Genomic DNA, 16751 nt, shown 5'->3' on the forward strand with positions numbered 1-16751 from the left:
ACCTCTAGTCCCCGAACCCCGGGGCCGTTTGACGCTGGGCGCGGCACACCGTGCCCGGCCGCGAAAACGGAGGTAGACGTAGTGCGCAAGGTAGTCGCGGGACTGCTCGGCGCGGCGATGGTGACCACCGTGGGAGCGATGACTCCGACGATGGCCTTCGCTGCCCCGCCGGCTGAACCGGCTCCGGTCGCGGCGACGGGCGACAACGCCCCGATCGACGACCTGCCGAACCCGCTCGAAGAGAAGCGTCGCGCGCTGCGCGAAGAAGCCGTCTCCCAGGTGGTCAACGGCGAGTCCACGGTGGAGACGCGGAACGGCAGCCAGGTCGTCAAGCTCGGCAAGACGTACGGCAATGGCGGTTTCGGTCATCCCGGCAAGAACCAGTACGTGGAACTGGCCCGGGAGAAGACCGACAAGATTTTCGTGATCCTCACGGAGTTCGGCAACGAGCGGCACCCCTCGTTCCCCGACAAGGATACGACGGCGGAATACGCCGGTCCCTCGACGTTCGAGGGACCGCTGCACAACGCGATCCCGGCGCCGGACCGGTCGGTGGACAACTCCACGATCTGGCAGCCGGACTACTCGCAGGCGTACTACCAGAACCTGTACTTCGGCACCGGCAAGAACACCGAGTCGGTCAAGACCTACTTCGAGACCCAGTCGTCCGGGCGCTACAGCGTCGACGGCGAGGTCACCGACTGGGTCAAGGTCAAGTACAACGAGGCCCGGTACGGCCGCTCGGACGACGACCCGGAGGAGAACGGCGACGACCCCGCCGTCTGCGCCAGCAGCAACTGCACCAACGTCTGGCAGCTGGTCCGGGACGCCGTCACCCAGTGGTACGCCGACCGGATTGCCGCCGGCCGTACGCCCGCGCAGGTCAAGGCCGAGCTGGCCGAGTTCGACCAGTACGACCGGTACGACTACGACGGCGACGGCAACTTCAACGAGCCCGACGGCTACATGGACCACTTCCAGATCGTCCACGCCGGCGGCGACCAGGCCGACGGCGACCCGTACCAGGGTGAGGACGCCGTCTGGAGCCACCGGTGGTACGCCTTCTCGAGCGACCAGGGTCGTACCGGCCCGGCCGGCAACCTCCTCGGCGGCACCCAGATCGGTGACACCGGCCTGTGGGTCGGCGACTACACCATCCAGCCGGAGAACGGCGGCCTGAGCGTCTTCGTTCACGAGTACACCCACGACCTGGGTCTCCCGGACGACTACGACACCACCGGCCTGGGCGACAACAGCAACGAGTACTGGACGCTGATGGCGCAGAGCAGGCTCGGTGCCAAGAACGACCAGGGGATCGGCACCCACCCGGGTGACCTGGGCGCGTGGAACAAGCTGCAGCTCGGCTGGCTCGACTACGAGTCGGTCAAGGCCGGCCAGAAGAAGGTCGTCAACCTCGGGCCGCAGGAGTACAACACCGCCAAGAAGCAGGCACTGGTGGTGAACCTGCCGGACAAGCCGGTGACCACGGATCTGGGTGCGCCCTACGACGGCACCAAGCAGTTCTACTCCGGCAACGCCGACAACCTGAACGTCTCGGTGTCCAAGGCGATCGACCTGACCGGCAAGACCTCGGCGAGCGTCTCGCTCGCGGGCCGGTACGCGATCGAGGAGGACTACGACTACCTGTACGCCGAGGCCTCCACCGACGGCGGCGCCAACTGGACCAAACTGGACGGAACCGTCGGCGGCGAGCCGTTCCTGCGGGACGGCAGCGGCAGCCCGGCCATCACCGGCAAGTCCGGCAACGCGTGGGTGCCGATCGAGGTGCCGCTGAACGCGTACGCGGGCAAGAACATCCAGTTCCGTCTGCGTTACGCATCCGACGGTGGCACCAACGAGGGCGGCTTCTTCGGCGACGACCTGACCGTCACCGCCGACGGCACGGTCGTCTCCACCGAGGGCGCCGAGGGCACCCTGACGTGGAACCTGAACGGCTTCCTCACGGTCGGGGCCACCTCCACCCAGACCTTCCCGAATTACTACATCGCGGGTTACCGGAGCTACACCTCGTACGACAAGTACCTGGCGACCGGCCCGTACAACTTCGGGTGGGCCAAAGACAAGCCGGACTGGGTGGAGCACTACAACTACCAGACCGGTCTGCTGATCTCGTACTGGGACACCTCGCAGGTCGACAACAACACCAACAAGCACCCGGGGTCGGGACGCAACCTCTACATCGACGCACACCCGAAGCCGGTCGCCAACCCCACCGGTGTTCCGTGGCGGGCGCGGGTCCAGGTCTACGACGCTCCGTTCAGCCTGTACCCGACGGACGGCATGACCCTGCACCTGAACGGCGCGAAGTCGGTCATCAAGCCGCAGCTCGGTGACCCGATCTTCAGCGACAAGGACAAGTACTACTACGACGAGCTTCCGAACCACGGCGTCAAGCTGCCGGCCGTGGGCGTCAAGATCGCGGTGCTGAGCCAGATCGGCACCTCGATGACGGTCGCCGTCTACTGATCCACCCACCACACGGCGCCCGGGGACCCTACTCCCCGGGCGCCGTCGTCTTTCGCGGGAACCGGCGTGCGACGCGTTTCGTCCCACTGTTGACGGTTCGCGCGGGAAGGATGAGTTGATGCGCAGTCACCACACGTTCCGGATCGGTCTGGCCATGGCGGCCGGGGCAGTCGCCGCCGGATGCGGGGTCTCGTCCGCCTCGGCGCCCTCGGAGTCGCCGGCAGCCTCGGAATCACCGGCAGCCTCTGCGGCGCCGCTGCCCACCATCACGCTGACCGACGAGCCGCCCAAGGAGCCGACCGACAACCGCCCGGAGACCGGCTGGGTCGCGGGCATGGTCACCCGGGGCGGCAGCGGCCCCTGCTACGGCCTGATCAGCGACGAGGGCACCCGTTACGCCCTCTACAACGCCGAGGGGCTCACGCTGAAGGAGAAGACCCGCGTCAAGGTCAAGCTGGAGACCACGCTGCTGAAGATCTACTGCGGGCCGGGCGACCTGATGGCGATGACCGCCGCCGAACCCATCGGATGATCACCGTCGGTTCACGAGTGCCCCGTATCGACCGTGACAGCGGAGCATAGGCTTTCCGCATGGACGAGTCGGTGGTAATGGCGGACGGCCCGTGGTCACACCGCTTCGTCGGCGCCAACGGCAGCCGGTTCCACGTCGTGGAGGTGGGCACCGGGCCACTCGTCCTCTTCCTGCACGGCTTCCCCGAGTTCTGGTGGGCCTGGCACGACGTGATGACCCGCGTCGCCGACGCCGGCTACCGCGCCGTCGCCATCGACCTGCGGGGCTACGGGCTCAGCGACAAACCCCCGCGGGGCTACGACGGATACACCATGGCCGCGGACGTCACCGGCCTGATCCGCGCGCTGGGTGAACGCTCCGCCACGATCGTCGGCGCCGGGGCCGGGGGCATGATCGGCTGGGCCGCCGCGGCCTTCCACCCCAAACTCGTCAACCGGCTGGTGGTGCTCGGCGCGGCCCACCCGCTGCGGTTGCGGGCCGCGCTCTTCGCCGACCCTCGCGGCCAATTCGCGGCCTCCGCCACCGTCCTCAAGTTCCAGGTCCCGCGGTACGAACATGTGCTGACCCGTGACGATGCCGCGCTCATCGGGGAACTGATGGAACATTGGAGCAGTCCGGCGTGGGCGGCCACCCCCGAGTTCGCGGACTACTCGTACCGCTGCCGGCAGGCCATGCAGATCCCACAAGCGTCGTTCTGCGCGCTGGAGGCGTACCGGTGGGTGGCGCGCAGCGCACTGCGACTCCAGGGATACCGATTCGTCAAGCTGATGCAGCAGCCGCTCGGCATGCCGACACTGCAACTGCACGGGTCGCTGGACAGGGCGATCCTGCCGCGGACGGCACAAGGGTCGGGGCGATACGTGACCGCGCCGTACGAGTGGCGGCTCCTGCCCGGGGCCGGGCACTTCATCCACCAGGAAGAACCCGACGTCGTGACCGGTGAGGTGCTCCGCTGGTTGAAGAACCCCACCTGACGGGGCTTCAGACGCGGTGCTCGTACAGGTCGCGGATCTCGCTCGCCGGAGCCCAGCCCTGGTAGACGCCGTAGTCGAACTCTTCCAGCCCGAGCCTGCGAGCCACCGGGGCGCGACCCCCGGTGTACTCCAGGCGCAGCCAGGTGTCCGCCTCGGCGAGCACGATGAACGGCTCGCCGCGCCAGGTGCACATGGTGCGGACGTAGGCGATCTCGTCGTACTCGTCCGGCTCCAGAACCCGTACGTACCGCCCGGGCTTCACCTCGGTGAAGCCCTCCTCCGGGCGGGTGCCGTAGATCCGCACCTTGTCGCCGTCCGGCACCGCGTCGTAATCCTGGCCCTGCCAGGAGACCACGTAACCGTCGCGCATCACTGCTCACCCACCCGGCGCCAGAGCGGCCCGTCCGCGTCGAAGATCGCCACCATGCGCTCGTTGGCGTCCGCGTCCATGCGCCACAGCTGCGCACCGTGCGGGAGCCGCACACTGTCCACCTTGAACTCGGCGATGACGTCCCGGCCCTCGCCCGGGGCGAACCCGTTGCCACGGAACGGCGGACGCTCGATCACCCAGCCGTCCATCGCACGCAGGGCCTGGTCGTTCTGCCCGCCGTAGGGAATCCGGTACAGGCTGGGGCGGAACGCCGGCCAGCGCAGCACGAACGCTTCCTTGGCGTCGGCGTGGAACGGCGAACCCTCGTAGTTGAGCCCGAGCGCACCGAACAACTCCGCCGGCGTCCGCAGGTGCTCCACCTCGGAGGCCCGGTGCACGAACCCGGCCACCCGGTCGTAACCCCGGTCCAGGTAGTAGTCGATCTGGCCGGCGGCGATCGTCTTCTGCATGACCGTGGCGTGCTGCGCCTCGTCGTTGACCGGCTCCGGGGCCGGCACCGTGGCCGCCGATTCCTCGGCCGCCGGGCTCTCGATCGGGTCCGCGCCGAGACCGGCCTCAGTGGCCCAGTTCGCCAGCGCGATGATCTGCGTCCCCGGGTACTTCGCGCCGACCGGGGTGCCCGGGTTGACGGCGAACGACCAGTTCGGGTCGGGCCAGTTGCGGATCAGCTCGTAGAAACGGGCGCCCACCGTGCGAGTCGGCTCGCCGAAGTGCTCGGACAGCCGGTCCTTGCTGGTGAAGACGATCAGGAACTTCTCGCCCCCGACCTCCTCCGGCTGGAACGCGAAGCCGGACTCGCCGGGCGCGCTGCCCGGCCGGGAGTGGTGGGCCACCGGGACCAGCACGTTCGCCAGGAGCAGGGTGGAGAGGAAGACGTCGGTGTTACCGGCGTCGGCCGCATCCTGCAGCTCCCGTTCGGTCTCGTTGGCCGGGACGAAGTTCTCGTGGCCCCGATCGCGCCCGCCCGGGCCGCCGCCGGTCGACGAGCCGGTGACGCCCAGCCCGGACGAACCGGACGTCGGCGCGGCCGGAGTCGCCGTCGGCAGCTGAATGACCTGGGTCACATGGGCCTGATTCGCGTACGCCGAAGCCGGGCTGCCCTGCGGAGGCATGCCCACCGCCGGGCCGGGCACGGCCGGAGCGCTGTACCCGGACGGCGCGTATGCCGAAGGGCCGCCGTTCGTGCCGTAACCGCCGCCCTGGCCGCCCGACCCGGCGTAGGCCGAGGCCGGGCCCGAGTACACCGGGGCACCCGAACCGGTCAGAGCCCCAGCCGGGCTGCCGGGAGCCGCAAACGCCGACGCCGCGGCGCCAGGAGCAGCCGCACCGGAGGTCGGAACACCCGGAGCAGCCGGCGCCGAGACCGGACGCCCCTCCGGGAAGCCGCCGGGGACACTCGGCGAACCGGGAAGACCGGCCGGCGCACCCGAAGCCCCAGGACCGAAGCCGGGCCCACCGGGACCGAGCCCGGGAGCACCGGAGCCGGGCGCGGAAGAAACCGGGCCCGCGGGACCCGAGCCGGCCGGACCGAAGCCGGACGCCGAAGCAGCAGCGCCATAAGCCGGCGCGGCGGAACCCTGACCGTAGGCCGGCGAGCCCGGAGCCGGAGCCCCGGAAGCAGGAGCACCGTAAGCAGCCGCCCCCGCACCCCGATCAGCACCGAAAGCACCCGGGATGACCGGCGGAAGCAGCCCGGGACGCCCACCCGGCGCCGGACGATCGCCGCCGGCCGGGCCGGAGTCGGAACGCGGCAGTGCCGGTGCCGGCCCCGACGGCCCGAACCTGTCCGCCGACGGGTCGCGCTGGGCCAGCTTCGGGTCCGGCGCGGGGGTGCGTCCACCGGTGAGCGCCTGGGCCGCGGCCGCCATCGAGGACGGCCGTTCCGACGGCGGGGTCACCTGACGGCGGGGCAACCCACCCGGGCCGGTCGGCGCACCCACGGACGAGGCCGCCGCGGGCGGGGCACCGGCGGGTGACGCACCGGGAGCCGGCGCACCCGAAGCCGGCGCACCCGAAGCCGGCGCCGCCTGCGCGGCCGCCGCCTGCGGAGACGCGGGCCCCTGCGGGAAGCTCGGCGCCGCGGCGGAACCCGGCATCGTCCGCGCGTTGGTGAACCCGGAGAACGAGGTGGTCTGGCTGGGACCGGCGGCCTGCCCGGGCTGACGCCGCGGCAGGTCGGAACCGCCACGAGCGGGCGGCGGATTGATGCCCGCACCGGCCGGCGACCCGTTGGCGGGCAGGCTCAGCGGCGCCGGAGCGGGGACCGGGCTCGCCGGAGCGCTGCTGGGCGCGACCGGGGCGCCGATGTTCGGGCCACGCCCGCTGCCGATCGCCGCCCAGCCCGGGTCGACCTGGGCCTCGGCCGGGTCATACGGCTTGACGTGCTCGGGGATCGGCGGCGTGTTCGCCATCGGGGTCCGCACCGGGAGCGGCGCGTTCAAGTCCTGCAGCGGGCCACGAGGGTCGTTCTCCGGCCCGAACGGCAGGGCGTCGGAATTCCACCCCGGGGTGGCCGTGCCACTGCCGGCCGGGGTGCGGGTGGGCAGCGCCGGCGAGGCGGCCGGAGCACCGGGCGAACCCGGGAAGTCACGCGGAACGGCCGGCGACTGATACGCCGCCGGGACCTGCTCGGCCCCCGGACGGCCAGGGGCAGCCGGAGCGGGAGGAGCGAGCGGGCCGGACATGGAAGCGGCAGGTGCGGGCGCGGCCGGCTGACCGGACGGATCAGCCGCCGACGGAGTCCGCACCGGCAGGCCGGATGCGGTGGTCGAACGCGTGGGCAGTCCCGCCGGACGCACCGGAAGACCGCTCCCCGGAAGCCCGCCGGGCTGAGCCGCGGGCGCCGGTGGAGTGCCGCCGGGACCAAACGACGAGGAGCCCGGAGCACCGCCGGGACCGACCTGCGAAGGGCCGGACTCGCTGCCCGGGCCGAACTGCGAAGAACCAGGCGCGCCGCTCGGGCCGAACGGCGGCGAAGCGGGCGCACTACCCGGGCCGAACGGCGGCGAAGCGGGCGCACTACCCGGGCCCGAGGGCGAAGCATCGGGGCCGGAGGGCCGCCCGGCGCCGTATCGCGCGGACGCCGGCTGCGGCGCACCACGCTGTGGAAGCCCAGCAGGGCCCGGCCCCGGCGGGACAGCACCGGGCTGCGGCGGCTGCGGCGGCTGCGGCGCGCCACGCTGTGGAAGCTCACCGGGACCCACCCCGGCCGGGACAGCGCCGGGCTGCGGCGCGCCACCGGGCACGCTCGACGCCCCGGCCGGCTCGTGGGTCGGCCCACCAGAGCCTTCACCAGCGCGTTTGGCCGCGAGCGCCGCCGCACCCAGCTCTTGGATCTTGGAGGTGCCGTGCACCTCACGCCCCGGGCCGCGAGTCGGAAGTCGCAGGTCACCACGCGCGAGCTGAGCGACGAACCAGGCCGGCAGATATCCCTCGATCGGGAGACCGGGGTTCACCGCCAGCCACCACTCCAGGTTCGGCCAGGTGTTGGCCAGCTCCGCATATGGCACACGGCGAGACGAGCCGGTGTAGTCGGAGAGGCAGGCCCGCAGCGCCTCTTGTGAGGTGAACGCCAGCACATGCGTGCGTCCACCGGTGCTCCAGGTGCCCCAGCCGAGCGGAGCCAGACCGGCGAGCGCGTCGGCCGAAACCGGCAGCAGGAGGTCGACACCAGCGAGGATGCGGAAATAGGACTCCTGGTCGTCGGTACGCAACGCGTCGCGCATGGCGACCTCGGCGTCCGTAACCGGCTCCCACTCGGACACGTCCACCTCTCCCCACGCGTACGACTGAGCCATCTCGACGCGTATAACCTACAAGGCCAGACCGCAATGACAATGGGCGGCAGTGCGCTGATGACCGAGTTGTATCCCGGCACGCCCGGTCCACGGTCGCGCCGAGCCGGTACGCGCGCTCCAATCGCCCGGCGCAATGATCCAACAACCGATGGTAGCCGTGTCAACCACCTGGACCAGTACGCGAACGGGCGACCTCAACCCACCCGGATCGGACCTTTGGGAACGCCCGAACGGGTAGGTCGCGTCGTCACTGGAACCGCTGGGTCGCCGCCCGTTCGGTCGCCACGTAGTCGGCCGCCGACTCGTGCACCGCGTGTTTGATCTGGCGCAGGATGCTCTCCAGGTCGGCCGAGGCGGCGCGCCACTTGGCCTGGCGCTGGGCGTAGGCCTCCCGCGCGTCGCCGGCCCAGCCCGCCACCAGCGGGGCGGCATCCCGCTCGAGCTGGTCCAACTGGCCCCGCAGGGTGCCGAGCGCCTTGTCGATGTCGGCGCCGGCCTGCTGCAGTGCACTGAAGTTGACGAGCAGAACTCCGTCGTTCATCAGAATCCTCCTGGAGTGGTCAGAGCGGCAGCGTGAACGTGCCGCCGGTGCGGGCGACACGACTCGCGGCGTCGGAGTCGGTGGTCTGGTAGCCGACGCCGGAGACCCGGATCGACTCGGCCGTCTCGGCCAGTGCGTTGTTGAGGCTCTGCAGATCCGCCGCATACTGCGCCTTGACCTGCTCGAAGGCGGTGGCGCCGAGGCCTTTCCAGGCGCCGTTGAGCAGCGACAGCTCGGACATCAACGTGCTCAGCATCGTCTGCAGAGCGCCGTTGACCTGGTCGAACCTTCTGGCGGTCCGTGCCATCACCGCGGCTTCCGCCTGGGTGTACGCCATTTCCGAGACCTCCCCGTTCTCTGAAGTGGACATCGGTCGAGCCGTCCGGCGCGACCAGGTAGCGGGGCTGAGCGTGATCGCCTGATCACGTTCCGCACCTCGAACGCTAGGCGATGGGCGGACGGCGGCGAAAGCCCCGAATCAAGACCTGTGGATAACTCGGGCCTGTGGACAACGGACACGGCCGATCGGCATCTCGGCCTAGCATGAGCCGCGCGAAGCGATCGACGTTCATCACGATCCCGGGGAGGTGCGCGTGGCAACGGATCTCGCGGCGTCACGGTCCTCCGGCGTGCGCCTTCACCAGGTGGTCGCGACCCAGGCCGCCGGTGTCCTTCTGCTGATCGGCGCGGCCGCGGGCGGTCCGGCTCTGTTCGCCGCGGCGGTCGGTGCCGCGCTCGTGCTCGCGCTGACCTGGTGGCGCAGCCGCGGGCGCTGGGCCTTCGAGTGGCTCGCCGCCGGGCTGCGATTCGGCGCCCGCCGGCGACCGGCAGCCACGGTGCTCCAGCTCGTCAGCCCGGGCGCGCACCTGGCCACGGCCGACCTGCCGAGCGGGCCGGCCGCGGTGCTCGCCGACGCCTCCGGCCTGACCGTGCTCCTGGAGCTGGGCGATCCGGCCGATCTGCTGGCCGTCCCGGGACAGGAGCTGGCCGCGCCGTGGGAGCTGGTGTCCGCCGACGGCCGGGAGAGGCCGTCCTGCCGGGTCCAGCTGCTGCTCACCGGCGTGCCGGCGCCGGCCGGGCCGGGCCCCGTCCCGAGTTCCTACCGGGCTCTCGCCGAGGGTCGCGCGCTCGGCCACGCGCGGGCAGTTCTCGCGGTCCGCGTGCTGCGCGACGAGGGCTGGTCCGACGCCGAGTCGCGCCGCGCCTTGACCGGCCTGGCCCGCCGGCTGACCAAGCGCCTGACGGCGCAGCCACTGGGCCCGGCGGCCGCGTTGCGGACGATCGCCGATCTCACCTACGCCGACCCGGCCGCCGAGGTCCACGAGGAGTGGACGGCCTTGCGGGCCGGAGACCTGTTCCACGTGGTCTTCCGCATGCTGCCGGAGGAGGCCGCCCTGCCACCCGCCGAGCTGCTGACCGGGCTGCTCCACCTCCCGGTCGCGGCGACCACGGTGACGCTCACCGCGGACCTGCCCGAGCCGGGGTCGGCCGACCCACCACTGATCAGCCTCGCGGTGCGGCTGACCGCTCGGGACCAGGCCGCTCTGGAGGCCGCGGCGACCTCCGTGCAGCGCGTGTCAGCCGCGCTGCGCCGACTCGACGGTGACCACCTCGGGGGCCTTACCGCCACGCTGCCGCTCGCCGACCCCGGCCACTGCGCGCCGGCCGGGCACGGCTGGCACTCCCGGCGGCCCTCGCCGGCGGCCCGACGGTTCGGGTCCATGCCGCTGCCGACGGGCTGGGCCGGCGTCGTGATGGGCCGTAACCGGCACGGTCATCCGCTGCCGGTCCGGCTGTTCCGGCCCGAGCCCACCAGGATGCTGCTCGTCGGCGGCCTGCGATGTGCGCAACTGCTGGTGTTCCGTTCCCTGGCGGTCGGCGCCCGGGTCCTGGTGCGCACCTGCCGGCCGCGGGACTGGGCCGGCTTCGCCCGGGGCACGGCCGCCCCGGACGATGCGATCATCCTGGCGCCACCCGATCACCCGGTCGAGCCGCCACCGGGAACGCCGCTGCGCCCTCTGCTGACCATCCTCGACCTCGACGCGCGGCCCGGGGCGACTCGTGGTCGGATCAGCGGGCCCTGGGAGGCGACGGTGACCACGCGGGAGGCGTTCGGTGAGGCTGACGTCGTGATCGCGACCGGCGCCGACCTGGTGCTGCTGCAACCGCTGCGGCCCGAGGAGGCCGGCCTGATCGGGGGCGCGCTCGGCCTGGGTGACGTGGCCCGCCTGCTCACCCGGATGCGGCCCGGCATGGTCGGCGTGATCAGCCATCAGGCGGTCCGGTGGGCGACGCTCTCCCCCACCGACGTCGAGAAAGTCCTGATCGGGGATCCGAGCCGATCGGCAGCTGAGCGGTAGATCTCAATACGTCGGATGAAGATCGCGGAGTGTCGTACCCAACGGTGGCACCGCCGTGGCACGATCCCCTGCCATGGGCATCATCATCCGGCTCGTGATCACGGCGGTCTCGCTGTGGATCGCGACCCTCGTCATCGACGGGATCGACCTCACCGCCGGCAGCACGACCGGTAAGGCCGGCACGCTCCTCGCCGTCGCGGCGATCTTCGGTCTGGTGAACGCGGTTCTGCGACCGATCATCAAGACGGTCGGCTGCGGGCTCTACGTCTTCACGCTCGGCCTCATCGCCGTGGTCGTGAACGGCCTGCTGTTCATGCTGACCAGCTGGATCGCGGGCCAGTTCGACCTGGGCTTCCACGTCGATCACTTCTGGCCGTCCGCGGTTCTCGGCGCGCTGCTGGTCGGCATCGTGAGCTGGGTGCTCAACATGCTCGTCCCCGACGGCGGCGACGACTAGGAGCCGGTGTCACCAGAAGAGCGGGGTGCCGAGGCGGCGCCCCGCTCTCCTCGTGCATCCGCGGGCCAGACGTCATCGATTGGCCTCGTGACCTGGAACATATGCAAGGACCGTGTTACCGGAACGCCCTTACGGTGAGGGCATGAGCGACGAGCGGCGCGGATATCTGTACGGCTTCACGGCGTACGCGATCTGGGGTTTCTTCCCGATCTACTTCAAGCTGCTCCAGCCGTCGCCGCCCCTGGAGATCCTGTCCCACCGCGTGATCTGGTCGGTCGTCTTCGTGGCGCTGCTGTTGACGGTGATGCGCAACTGGGCGTTCCTCGGCCGCATCGTGCGCACCCCACGCCTGCTCGGCGGCGTCGTCCTGGCCGGCCTGCTGATCGGCGTCAACTGGGCGACCTACATCTACGGCGTGAACTCGTCGCGGGTCGTCGAGACCGCGCTCGGCTACTTCATCACCCCGCTGGTCGTGGTCCTGCTCGGTGTCACCGTCCAGCGTGAACGGCTGCGCACCTGGCAGTGGATCGCGGTCGGCGTCGGCGGGCTCGCGGTCGCGATCCTCACGATCGACTACGGGCACCTGCCGTACATCGCGCTGATCCTGGCCGCGTCGTTCGGCTCGTACAGCCTGATCAAGAAGCGCATGTCACTGCCGCCGGCCGAGGGCCTGTTCATCGAGTCGGCGGTGCTGTCGCTGCCCGCGCTCGGCTATCTGACCTGGCTGAACCTGGACGGCGGCGCGAAGTTCGGTCACGTCTCGGCGCTGCACACGGCGCTGATGCTGTTCTCCGGCATCGCCACCGCGGTCCCGCTGCTGCTCTTCGCCGGCGCGGCCAACCGGGTGCCGCTGGTCGGCCTCGGCATTCTGCAGTACATCGCGCCGATCCTGCAGCTCGCTTGCGGCGTCCTGATCTACCACGAGCCGATGCCGGCCGCCCGCCTCGCCGGTTTCGGCCTGGTCTGGATCGCGCTGATCATCTTCACCGCCGACGGCCTGCGCAGTGCCCGCGCCACGGCCCGCTCCCGCGCAGCCGCCGAGGCCACTGCCGCTTCCGCCTGACGATCAAACCCCCGAGGCGGTACGCCGTGAGCACCGCACCGACCGGGAAAGCTCAGCGCGGTCGATACGTCAGCATGATCTTGCCGTCGAACCGCACCAGATCCAGGTGGTCGATACTCCCCACCGCGAAGTGCGTGACCCCCTGCATCGGGAACTCGGCCCCGGGCTCGGGTGTCCACGACCCGAGCTGCTCACTCTGGTCGTCCGGCCCGTACGCGATCAGCCGGAACGTGTACGGCTTCCCGGACGCGTCGTACGAGCAGACCATCTCCACCTTCGTCCCGCCCGACGTCCCGATGGTCCGGATCGTCGCCGTGATCGGGGTCTGCGGGTCCACCGCGGTCATCGCCACGGCCGGGCCACCGGCGCCACTTCCCGCGGCCGGCCGGTTCATCAACCACAGCGTGACCCCACCGCCGAGCATCACGATGAGAAGCACCGCGGCCACGGTGCTCAACACCCGTACGGGAAAAGTCTTTGATCGCGGCGCAGCCGGGTGTGGAGACGTCACCGAGTAGGACCGCTCCGGCGGCCGGTCGGTCAGCCCGGGGTCCAGCAGCCGCGCGAACTCGTCGGCGTCGAGGCGATCCAGCATGTCCGGCACACGGGACAGGTCGGCGACCGCCTCGCGACAGAACGAGCACGTGGCGAGGTGCCGCTCGTAGGCCGCACGCTCCGCCGGTGACAGCGCGCCGAGGACGTACGCGGCGTCGTCGTGCCCGTCCTCACAGCGCATCTCGTCCTGCCTTCAGCCGGCTCAGGTCGTCCGCACTCTGGTACGCGACAGGCGCCGGGGAGGTTCAAATATCTCTTAAAGCCGCACCTCAAGCTGTAGCGATTCGGTCACTCAAAACTCCCGGGGCTGCGGAAACATCCCGAAATAAATGTGTCAGGCGGTGGCGGACTCGCCGCCGGAGAGAGCCTCGGCGACATTCCGCGCGGCCGCGGTCAATTTCGCCCGCACCACCCGCGCCGACGTCAGCATCTCGGCGGCCGGCATCGAACAGGCGAGCACCAGTCGCCGCTCCATGTCCCGATCCGCCACGACGACCACGGCGGCCGAGGCCAGCCCCTGCCGGAACTGCCCCATCTCGATCTGCATGCCGCGTCGCTCCCCCGCCGCGAGATCCGCCTCGAGCGCCTCCGGCGTGGTCAGCGTGGTCGGGGTGAACGCCCGCATCCCGTAGTCCCGCAGATATCGCGACCGCTGGTCGGGCGTGAGCGTGGCCAGCAGCGCCTTGCCCAGCGCGGTCGCATGACCGCCCTCGTCGAAGCCGGGCGCGACATCGTCCAGGAACGGTGAACGCGCGCCCTCGGCCGACGCGGTCACCGCGATCCGGCCGCCGACGAACCGGCCCAGATAGTGGCTGTACCCGGTGTCGAGCGCGGCCCGGCGCAGCGCGTCGCCGACCGCCGGTGGACCACGGAACGCCGAGACGAGCTCGCGATATCGATCCGCGATCTCCAGCCCGACGATGTACGTCCCGTCCTCACGGCGAATCACATAGCCCTCATAGGCCAGCGTGCGCACGAGGTGATACGTCGTCGCGACGGTCAGCTCGCAGCGCCGGGCGATCTGTTTCACCGTGAGCCCGCGCGGAGCCCGGCCGACCGACTCCAGCACACGCAGGGCCCGCGACACGCTCCGGATGAGATCTGACGGCTCCGCTAGGGGGTCACGCACAGCTACCTCCGAGGCCAGGGACTTACACCATATGAAGAAACTCACGTCGACGGAATGCCAAAAGCATGTGGATCACGATCGATTTGCACAGCGGGTGTGATCAATAGAACGGGGCGTGTCCGAACCTGCCCGAATTGGCTTAGTCTGCGTCCGATGCCATCTGGTTAGAATCGCCCGCAGAAAGCCGCCCTCAGCAGGCAAAACGCCCGGCGGGCGACGGTCGGGGCCCTTACCACGACCGTTTCTGTTTCGATACCGGTCTTCCTGGTCGGCGGCCTGGCCGTTCAGGTGGGCGACGATCTTCAATTCAGCCCGGCCGGGCTCGGACTCGTCGTCTCCGCCTACTTCGGAGCAAGCGCACTCGCGTCGATCTCCGCCGGCGCCCTCGTCGAACGCTACGGCGCAACCAGGGTCTCCCGGGCCGGCATCGGCTCTCCGCCACCGCCCTGCTCGCCGTCGCCGTCGCCGCCCGATCACTGTGGAGCCTCATCGCGATCCTCGCCATGGGCGCAGCCGGCAACGCCATGGGCCAGCTCGGCAGCAACACCAGCCTGTCCCGCCGAGTCCCGGCGCACCGCCAAGGCCTGACATTCGGCGTGAAACAGGCCGCCATCCCGATCAGCACATTGCTGGCCGGCGCGGCCGTGCCGGCCGTCGCGCTGACCATCGGCTGGCGGTGGGCCTTCGTCCTGGCCGGCCTGCTCGCATGCGCGGCGATCCGGCTCGTCCCCGTCGAACCGACCGCCCCACGACCAACCCACGAGCACGGCCAAGCGATCGGTGCGCTGACCGTTATCGGACTCGCGGCGACGCTCGCGGCCGGGTCGGCGAACGCGCTCGGCATGTTCCTCGTGTCGTCGGCGGTCGCCCACGGCATCGACCCCGCCCAGGCCGGCCTCGCGCTCACCCTCGGCGGGGCGATCTGCGGGCTCGCCCGGATCACCGGCGGCGCCCAAGCCGACCGGAGACCCGACCGGCAAGTAGGCACGATCGCTGCGCTGCTCGCCTGCGGCGCCCTGGGACTGGCACTGCTGTCGGCACCGGGCGGGGGCGCGCTCATCCGCCCAGGGGGCGATCCCAATAACCAGCGTGCCAGAAATCGCGAGACCGTGTGGATGGCCTGTGGATAACCCTTCTACCAGGCGTTTTGCTCATTCCGGTCAGACGTCGACCCTTCGGGGCACTGAACCTGACGCCATGGGCTGCAGCTGGGATCGGCTTCAGGACTCAAGCGCTTCGGACGTACGACGGCGGACCGTTTCCGGGCGCGCGACGACCGTTACGGGGTTTTGTGCTCTGACCGCGCCCACCCACGGAGGCCGCCCTGGAGGGCCGAGCGTTCTGGGCGCCCCGCGCCCTGCTCGGCCCGGAAGGGTCCCCGCGGGAGCGGCGGAGAAGGACCACAGCGGACCTGGGACATAAAGGTCTTGCATGAAACCGCAACCACCGGCAGCGGCGGCCGGCGGGGGTCAGTTCGTGCGGTCGGCGATGTAGTCGCAGAGGCTTGTCATCGCGCGCTTCGCCTCGCCGTCGGGCAGAGGCGCCAGGCGGGCCTGCGCCTCGTCGGCGTATCCGCGGACGGTTTCCCGGGCCTGCTTCATCGCGGCGGACTCGCGCAGCAGGGTGAGCGCCTCGGCGTGCAGTGTGTCGTCGGTGATCGGGCCGGCGGAGAGCAGCTCGCGGAGGCGGACGGCGGCCGGGTCGGCGTCGTCGCCGGCGAGCGCGTAGAGGACGGGCAGCGTGGGCACGCCTTCGCGCAGGTCGGTGCCGGGGGTCTTGCCGGACTGGACCGACTCGGAGGCGATGTCGAGCAGGTCGTCGGAGAGCTGGAAGACCAGGCCGATGATCTCGCCGTAGCCGGCCAGGGCCTCCACGACCTCGGGGCGGGCGCCGGAGAAGAGGCCGCCGAAGCGGGCCGCGGTGGCGATCAGCGAACCGGTCTTGTCCGCGATGACCTGTAGGTAGTGCGCGATGGGGTCGCGGTCGCGCGGGCCGACGGTTTCGGCGATCTGGCCGTGCACGAGGCGGGAGAACGTCTGCGCCTGCAGGTGCACCGCCTCGGTGCCGAGCTTGGCGGCCAGCTCCGCGGCCTGCGCGAACAGGTAGTCACCGACCAGGATGGCCACCGAGTTGCCCCAGCGCGTGTTGGCGCTGGGGGTGCCGCGGCGGACCGGCGCCTCGTCCATGACGTCGTCGTGGTAGAGCGTGGCCAGGTGGGTGAGCTCGACCACGTTGGCCGCGTCGATGAGCTCGGGGCGGGTCGGGTCGCCGAACTGGGCGGCGAGCGCGACCAGGATCGGGCGCAGCCGCTTGCCGCCGGCGTCGGCGAGATGGCGTGCGGCCTCGGTCACCAGCGGGTCGGCGCTGGCGACGCGAACCCGCAGCGCTTCCTCGACGGCGGCCAGCGTCGCTGACACCGACGCGTCCATCACGGGATCGACGTCGAGGCCCAGCGACGACAACGT

14 protein-coding genes are annotated in these 16751 nt (G+C 70.9%); 7 read left to right on the top strand and 7 right to left on the bottom strand.

The window, feature by feature from the left end; all coding sequences use genetic code 11:
• Window positions 1–117: 117 nt before the first annotated feature.
• From ACH442_RS35395 to ACH442_RS35405, 3 genes are all read left to right on the top strand, one after another.
• Window positions 118–2487: an immune inhibitor A domain-containing protein gene (locus tag ACH442_RS35395; protein ID WP_396342520.1), complete on the top strand. Its 2370-nt coding sequence runs from the start codon at window positions 118–120 to the stop codon at window positions 2485–2487.
• A 118-nt stretch (window positions 2488–2605) separates the two neighbouring features.
• On the top strand, window positions 2606–3019 hold the full coding sequence (locus tag ACH442_RS35400) for a hypothetical protein (RefSeq protein WP_396342429.1): 414 nt from the start codon (window positions 2606–2608) through the stop codon (window positions 3017–3019).
• Window positions 3020–3078: 59 nt separating this feature from the next.
• A complete protein-coding gene (locus ACH442_RS35405) occupies window positions 3079–3993 on the top strand; it encodes an alpha/beta fold hydrolase (protein WP_396342430.1) in 915 nt (304 codons plus the stop codon).
• 7 nt (window positions 3994–4000) lie between these two features.
• Here ACH442_RS35405 and ACH442_RS35410 read toward each other — a convergent pair whose 3' ends face one another.
• The 4 genes from ACH442_RS35410 to ACH442_RS35425 form a co-directional block, all read right to left on the bottom strand.
• Window positions 4001–4366 (bottom strand): hypothetical protein, encoded by a 366-nt coding sequence (locus tag ACH442_RS35410; protein ID WP_396342431.1) that lies wholly within the window; start codon window positions 4364–4366, stop codon window positions 4001–4003.
• A complete protein-coding gene (locus ACH442_RS35415; RefSeq protein ID WP_396342432.1) occupies window positions 4363–8181 on the bottom strand; it encodes an SseB family protein in 3819 nt (1272 codons plus the stop codon). Before ACH442_RS35415 ends, ACH442_RS35410 begins: the two co-directional genes overlap by 4 nt.
• A 247-nt stretch (window positions 8182–8428) precedes the next feature.
• A complete protein-coding gene (locus tag ACH442_RS35420; protein ID WP_396342433.1) occupies window positions 8429–8722 on the bottom strand; it encodes a WXG100 family type VII secretion target in 294 nt (97 codons plus the stop codon).
• A 19-nt stretch (window positions 8723–8741) separates the two neighbouring features.
• Window positions 8742–9059: a WXG100 family type VII secretion target gene (locus tag ACH442_RS35425; RefSeq protein ID WP_396342434.1), complete on the bottom strand. Its 318-nt coding sequence runs from the start codon at window positions 9057–9059 to the stop codon at window positions 8742–8744.
• A 256-nt stretch (window positions 9060–9315) separates the two neighbouring features.
• Between ACH442_RS35425 and ACH442_RS35430 the strand changes: the two genes are divergently transcribed.
• From ACH442_RS35430 to rarD, 3 genes are all read left to right on the top strand, one after another.
• Window positions 9316–11082, top strand: coding sequence for a type VII secretion protein EccE (locus ACH442_RS35430; RefSeq protein WP_396342435.1), 1767 nt, complete (start codon window positions 9316–9318; stop codon window positions 11080–11082).
• A 73-nt stretch (window positions 11083–11155) separates the two neighbouring features.
• Window positions 11156–11539 carry a phage holin family protein gene (locus ACH442_RS35435; RefSeq protein WP_396342436.1) on the top strand — a complete coding sequence of 128 codons (384 nt, stop codon included), beginning with the start codon at window positions 11156–11158 and terminating at the stop codon, window positions 11537–11539.
• A gap of 142 nt (window positions 11540–11681) precedes the next feature.
• Entirely contained in the window at window positions 11682–12602 is a 921-nt protein-coding gene (gene rarD / locus ACH442_RS35440; protein ID WP_396342437.1) for an EamA family transporter RarD, read from the top strand.
• 52 nt (window positions 12603–12654) lie between these two features.
• Here the strand turns inward: rarD and ACH442_RS35445 are convergent, their stop codons facing one another.
• Window positions 12655–13338 (bottom strand): anti-sigma factor family protein, encoded by a 684-nt coding sequence (locus ACH442_RS35445; RefSeq protein WP_396342438.1) that lies wholly within the window; start codon window positions 13336–13338, stop codon window positions 12655–12657.
• 153 nt (window positions 13339–13491) lie between these two features.
• On the bottom strand, window positions 13492–14286 hold the full coding sequence (locus ACH442_RS35450; RefSeq protein ID WP_203748587.1) for an IclR family transcriptional regulator: 795 nt from the start codon (window positions 14284–14286) through the stop codon (window positions 13492–13494).
• A gap of 494 nt (window positions 14287–14780) precedes the next feature.
• Between ACH442_RS35450 and ACH442_RS35455 the strand changes: the two genes are divergently transcribed.
• Window positions 14781–15416 (top strand): MFS transporter, encoded by a 636-nt coding sequence (locus ACH442_RS35455; protein WP_396342521.1) that lies wholly within the window; start codon window positions 14781–14783, stop codon window positions 15414–15416.
• 339 nt (window positions 15417–15755) lie between these two features.
• On the opposite strand, the gene ACH442_RS35460 is transcribed toward ACH442_RS35455, so the two are convergent.
• A complete protein-coding gene (locus tag ACH442_RS35460) occupies window positions 15756–16715 on the bottom strand; it encodes a polyprenyl synthetase family protein (protein WP_396342522.1) in 960 nt (319 codons plus the stop codon).
• Window positions 16716–16751: the final 36 nt, after the last annotated feature.

Origin of the sequence: Actinoplanes sp. NPDC020271 (assembly GCF_044388125.1) — a bacterium.
GTDB lineage: Bacteria > Actinomycetota > Actinomycetes > Mycobacteriales > Micromonosporaceae > Actinoplanes.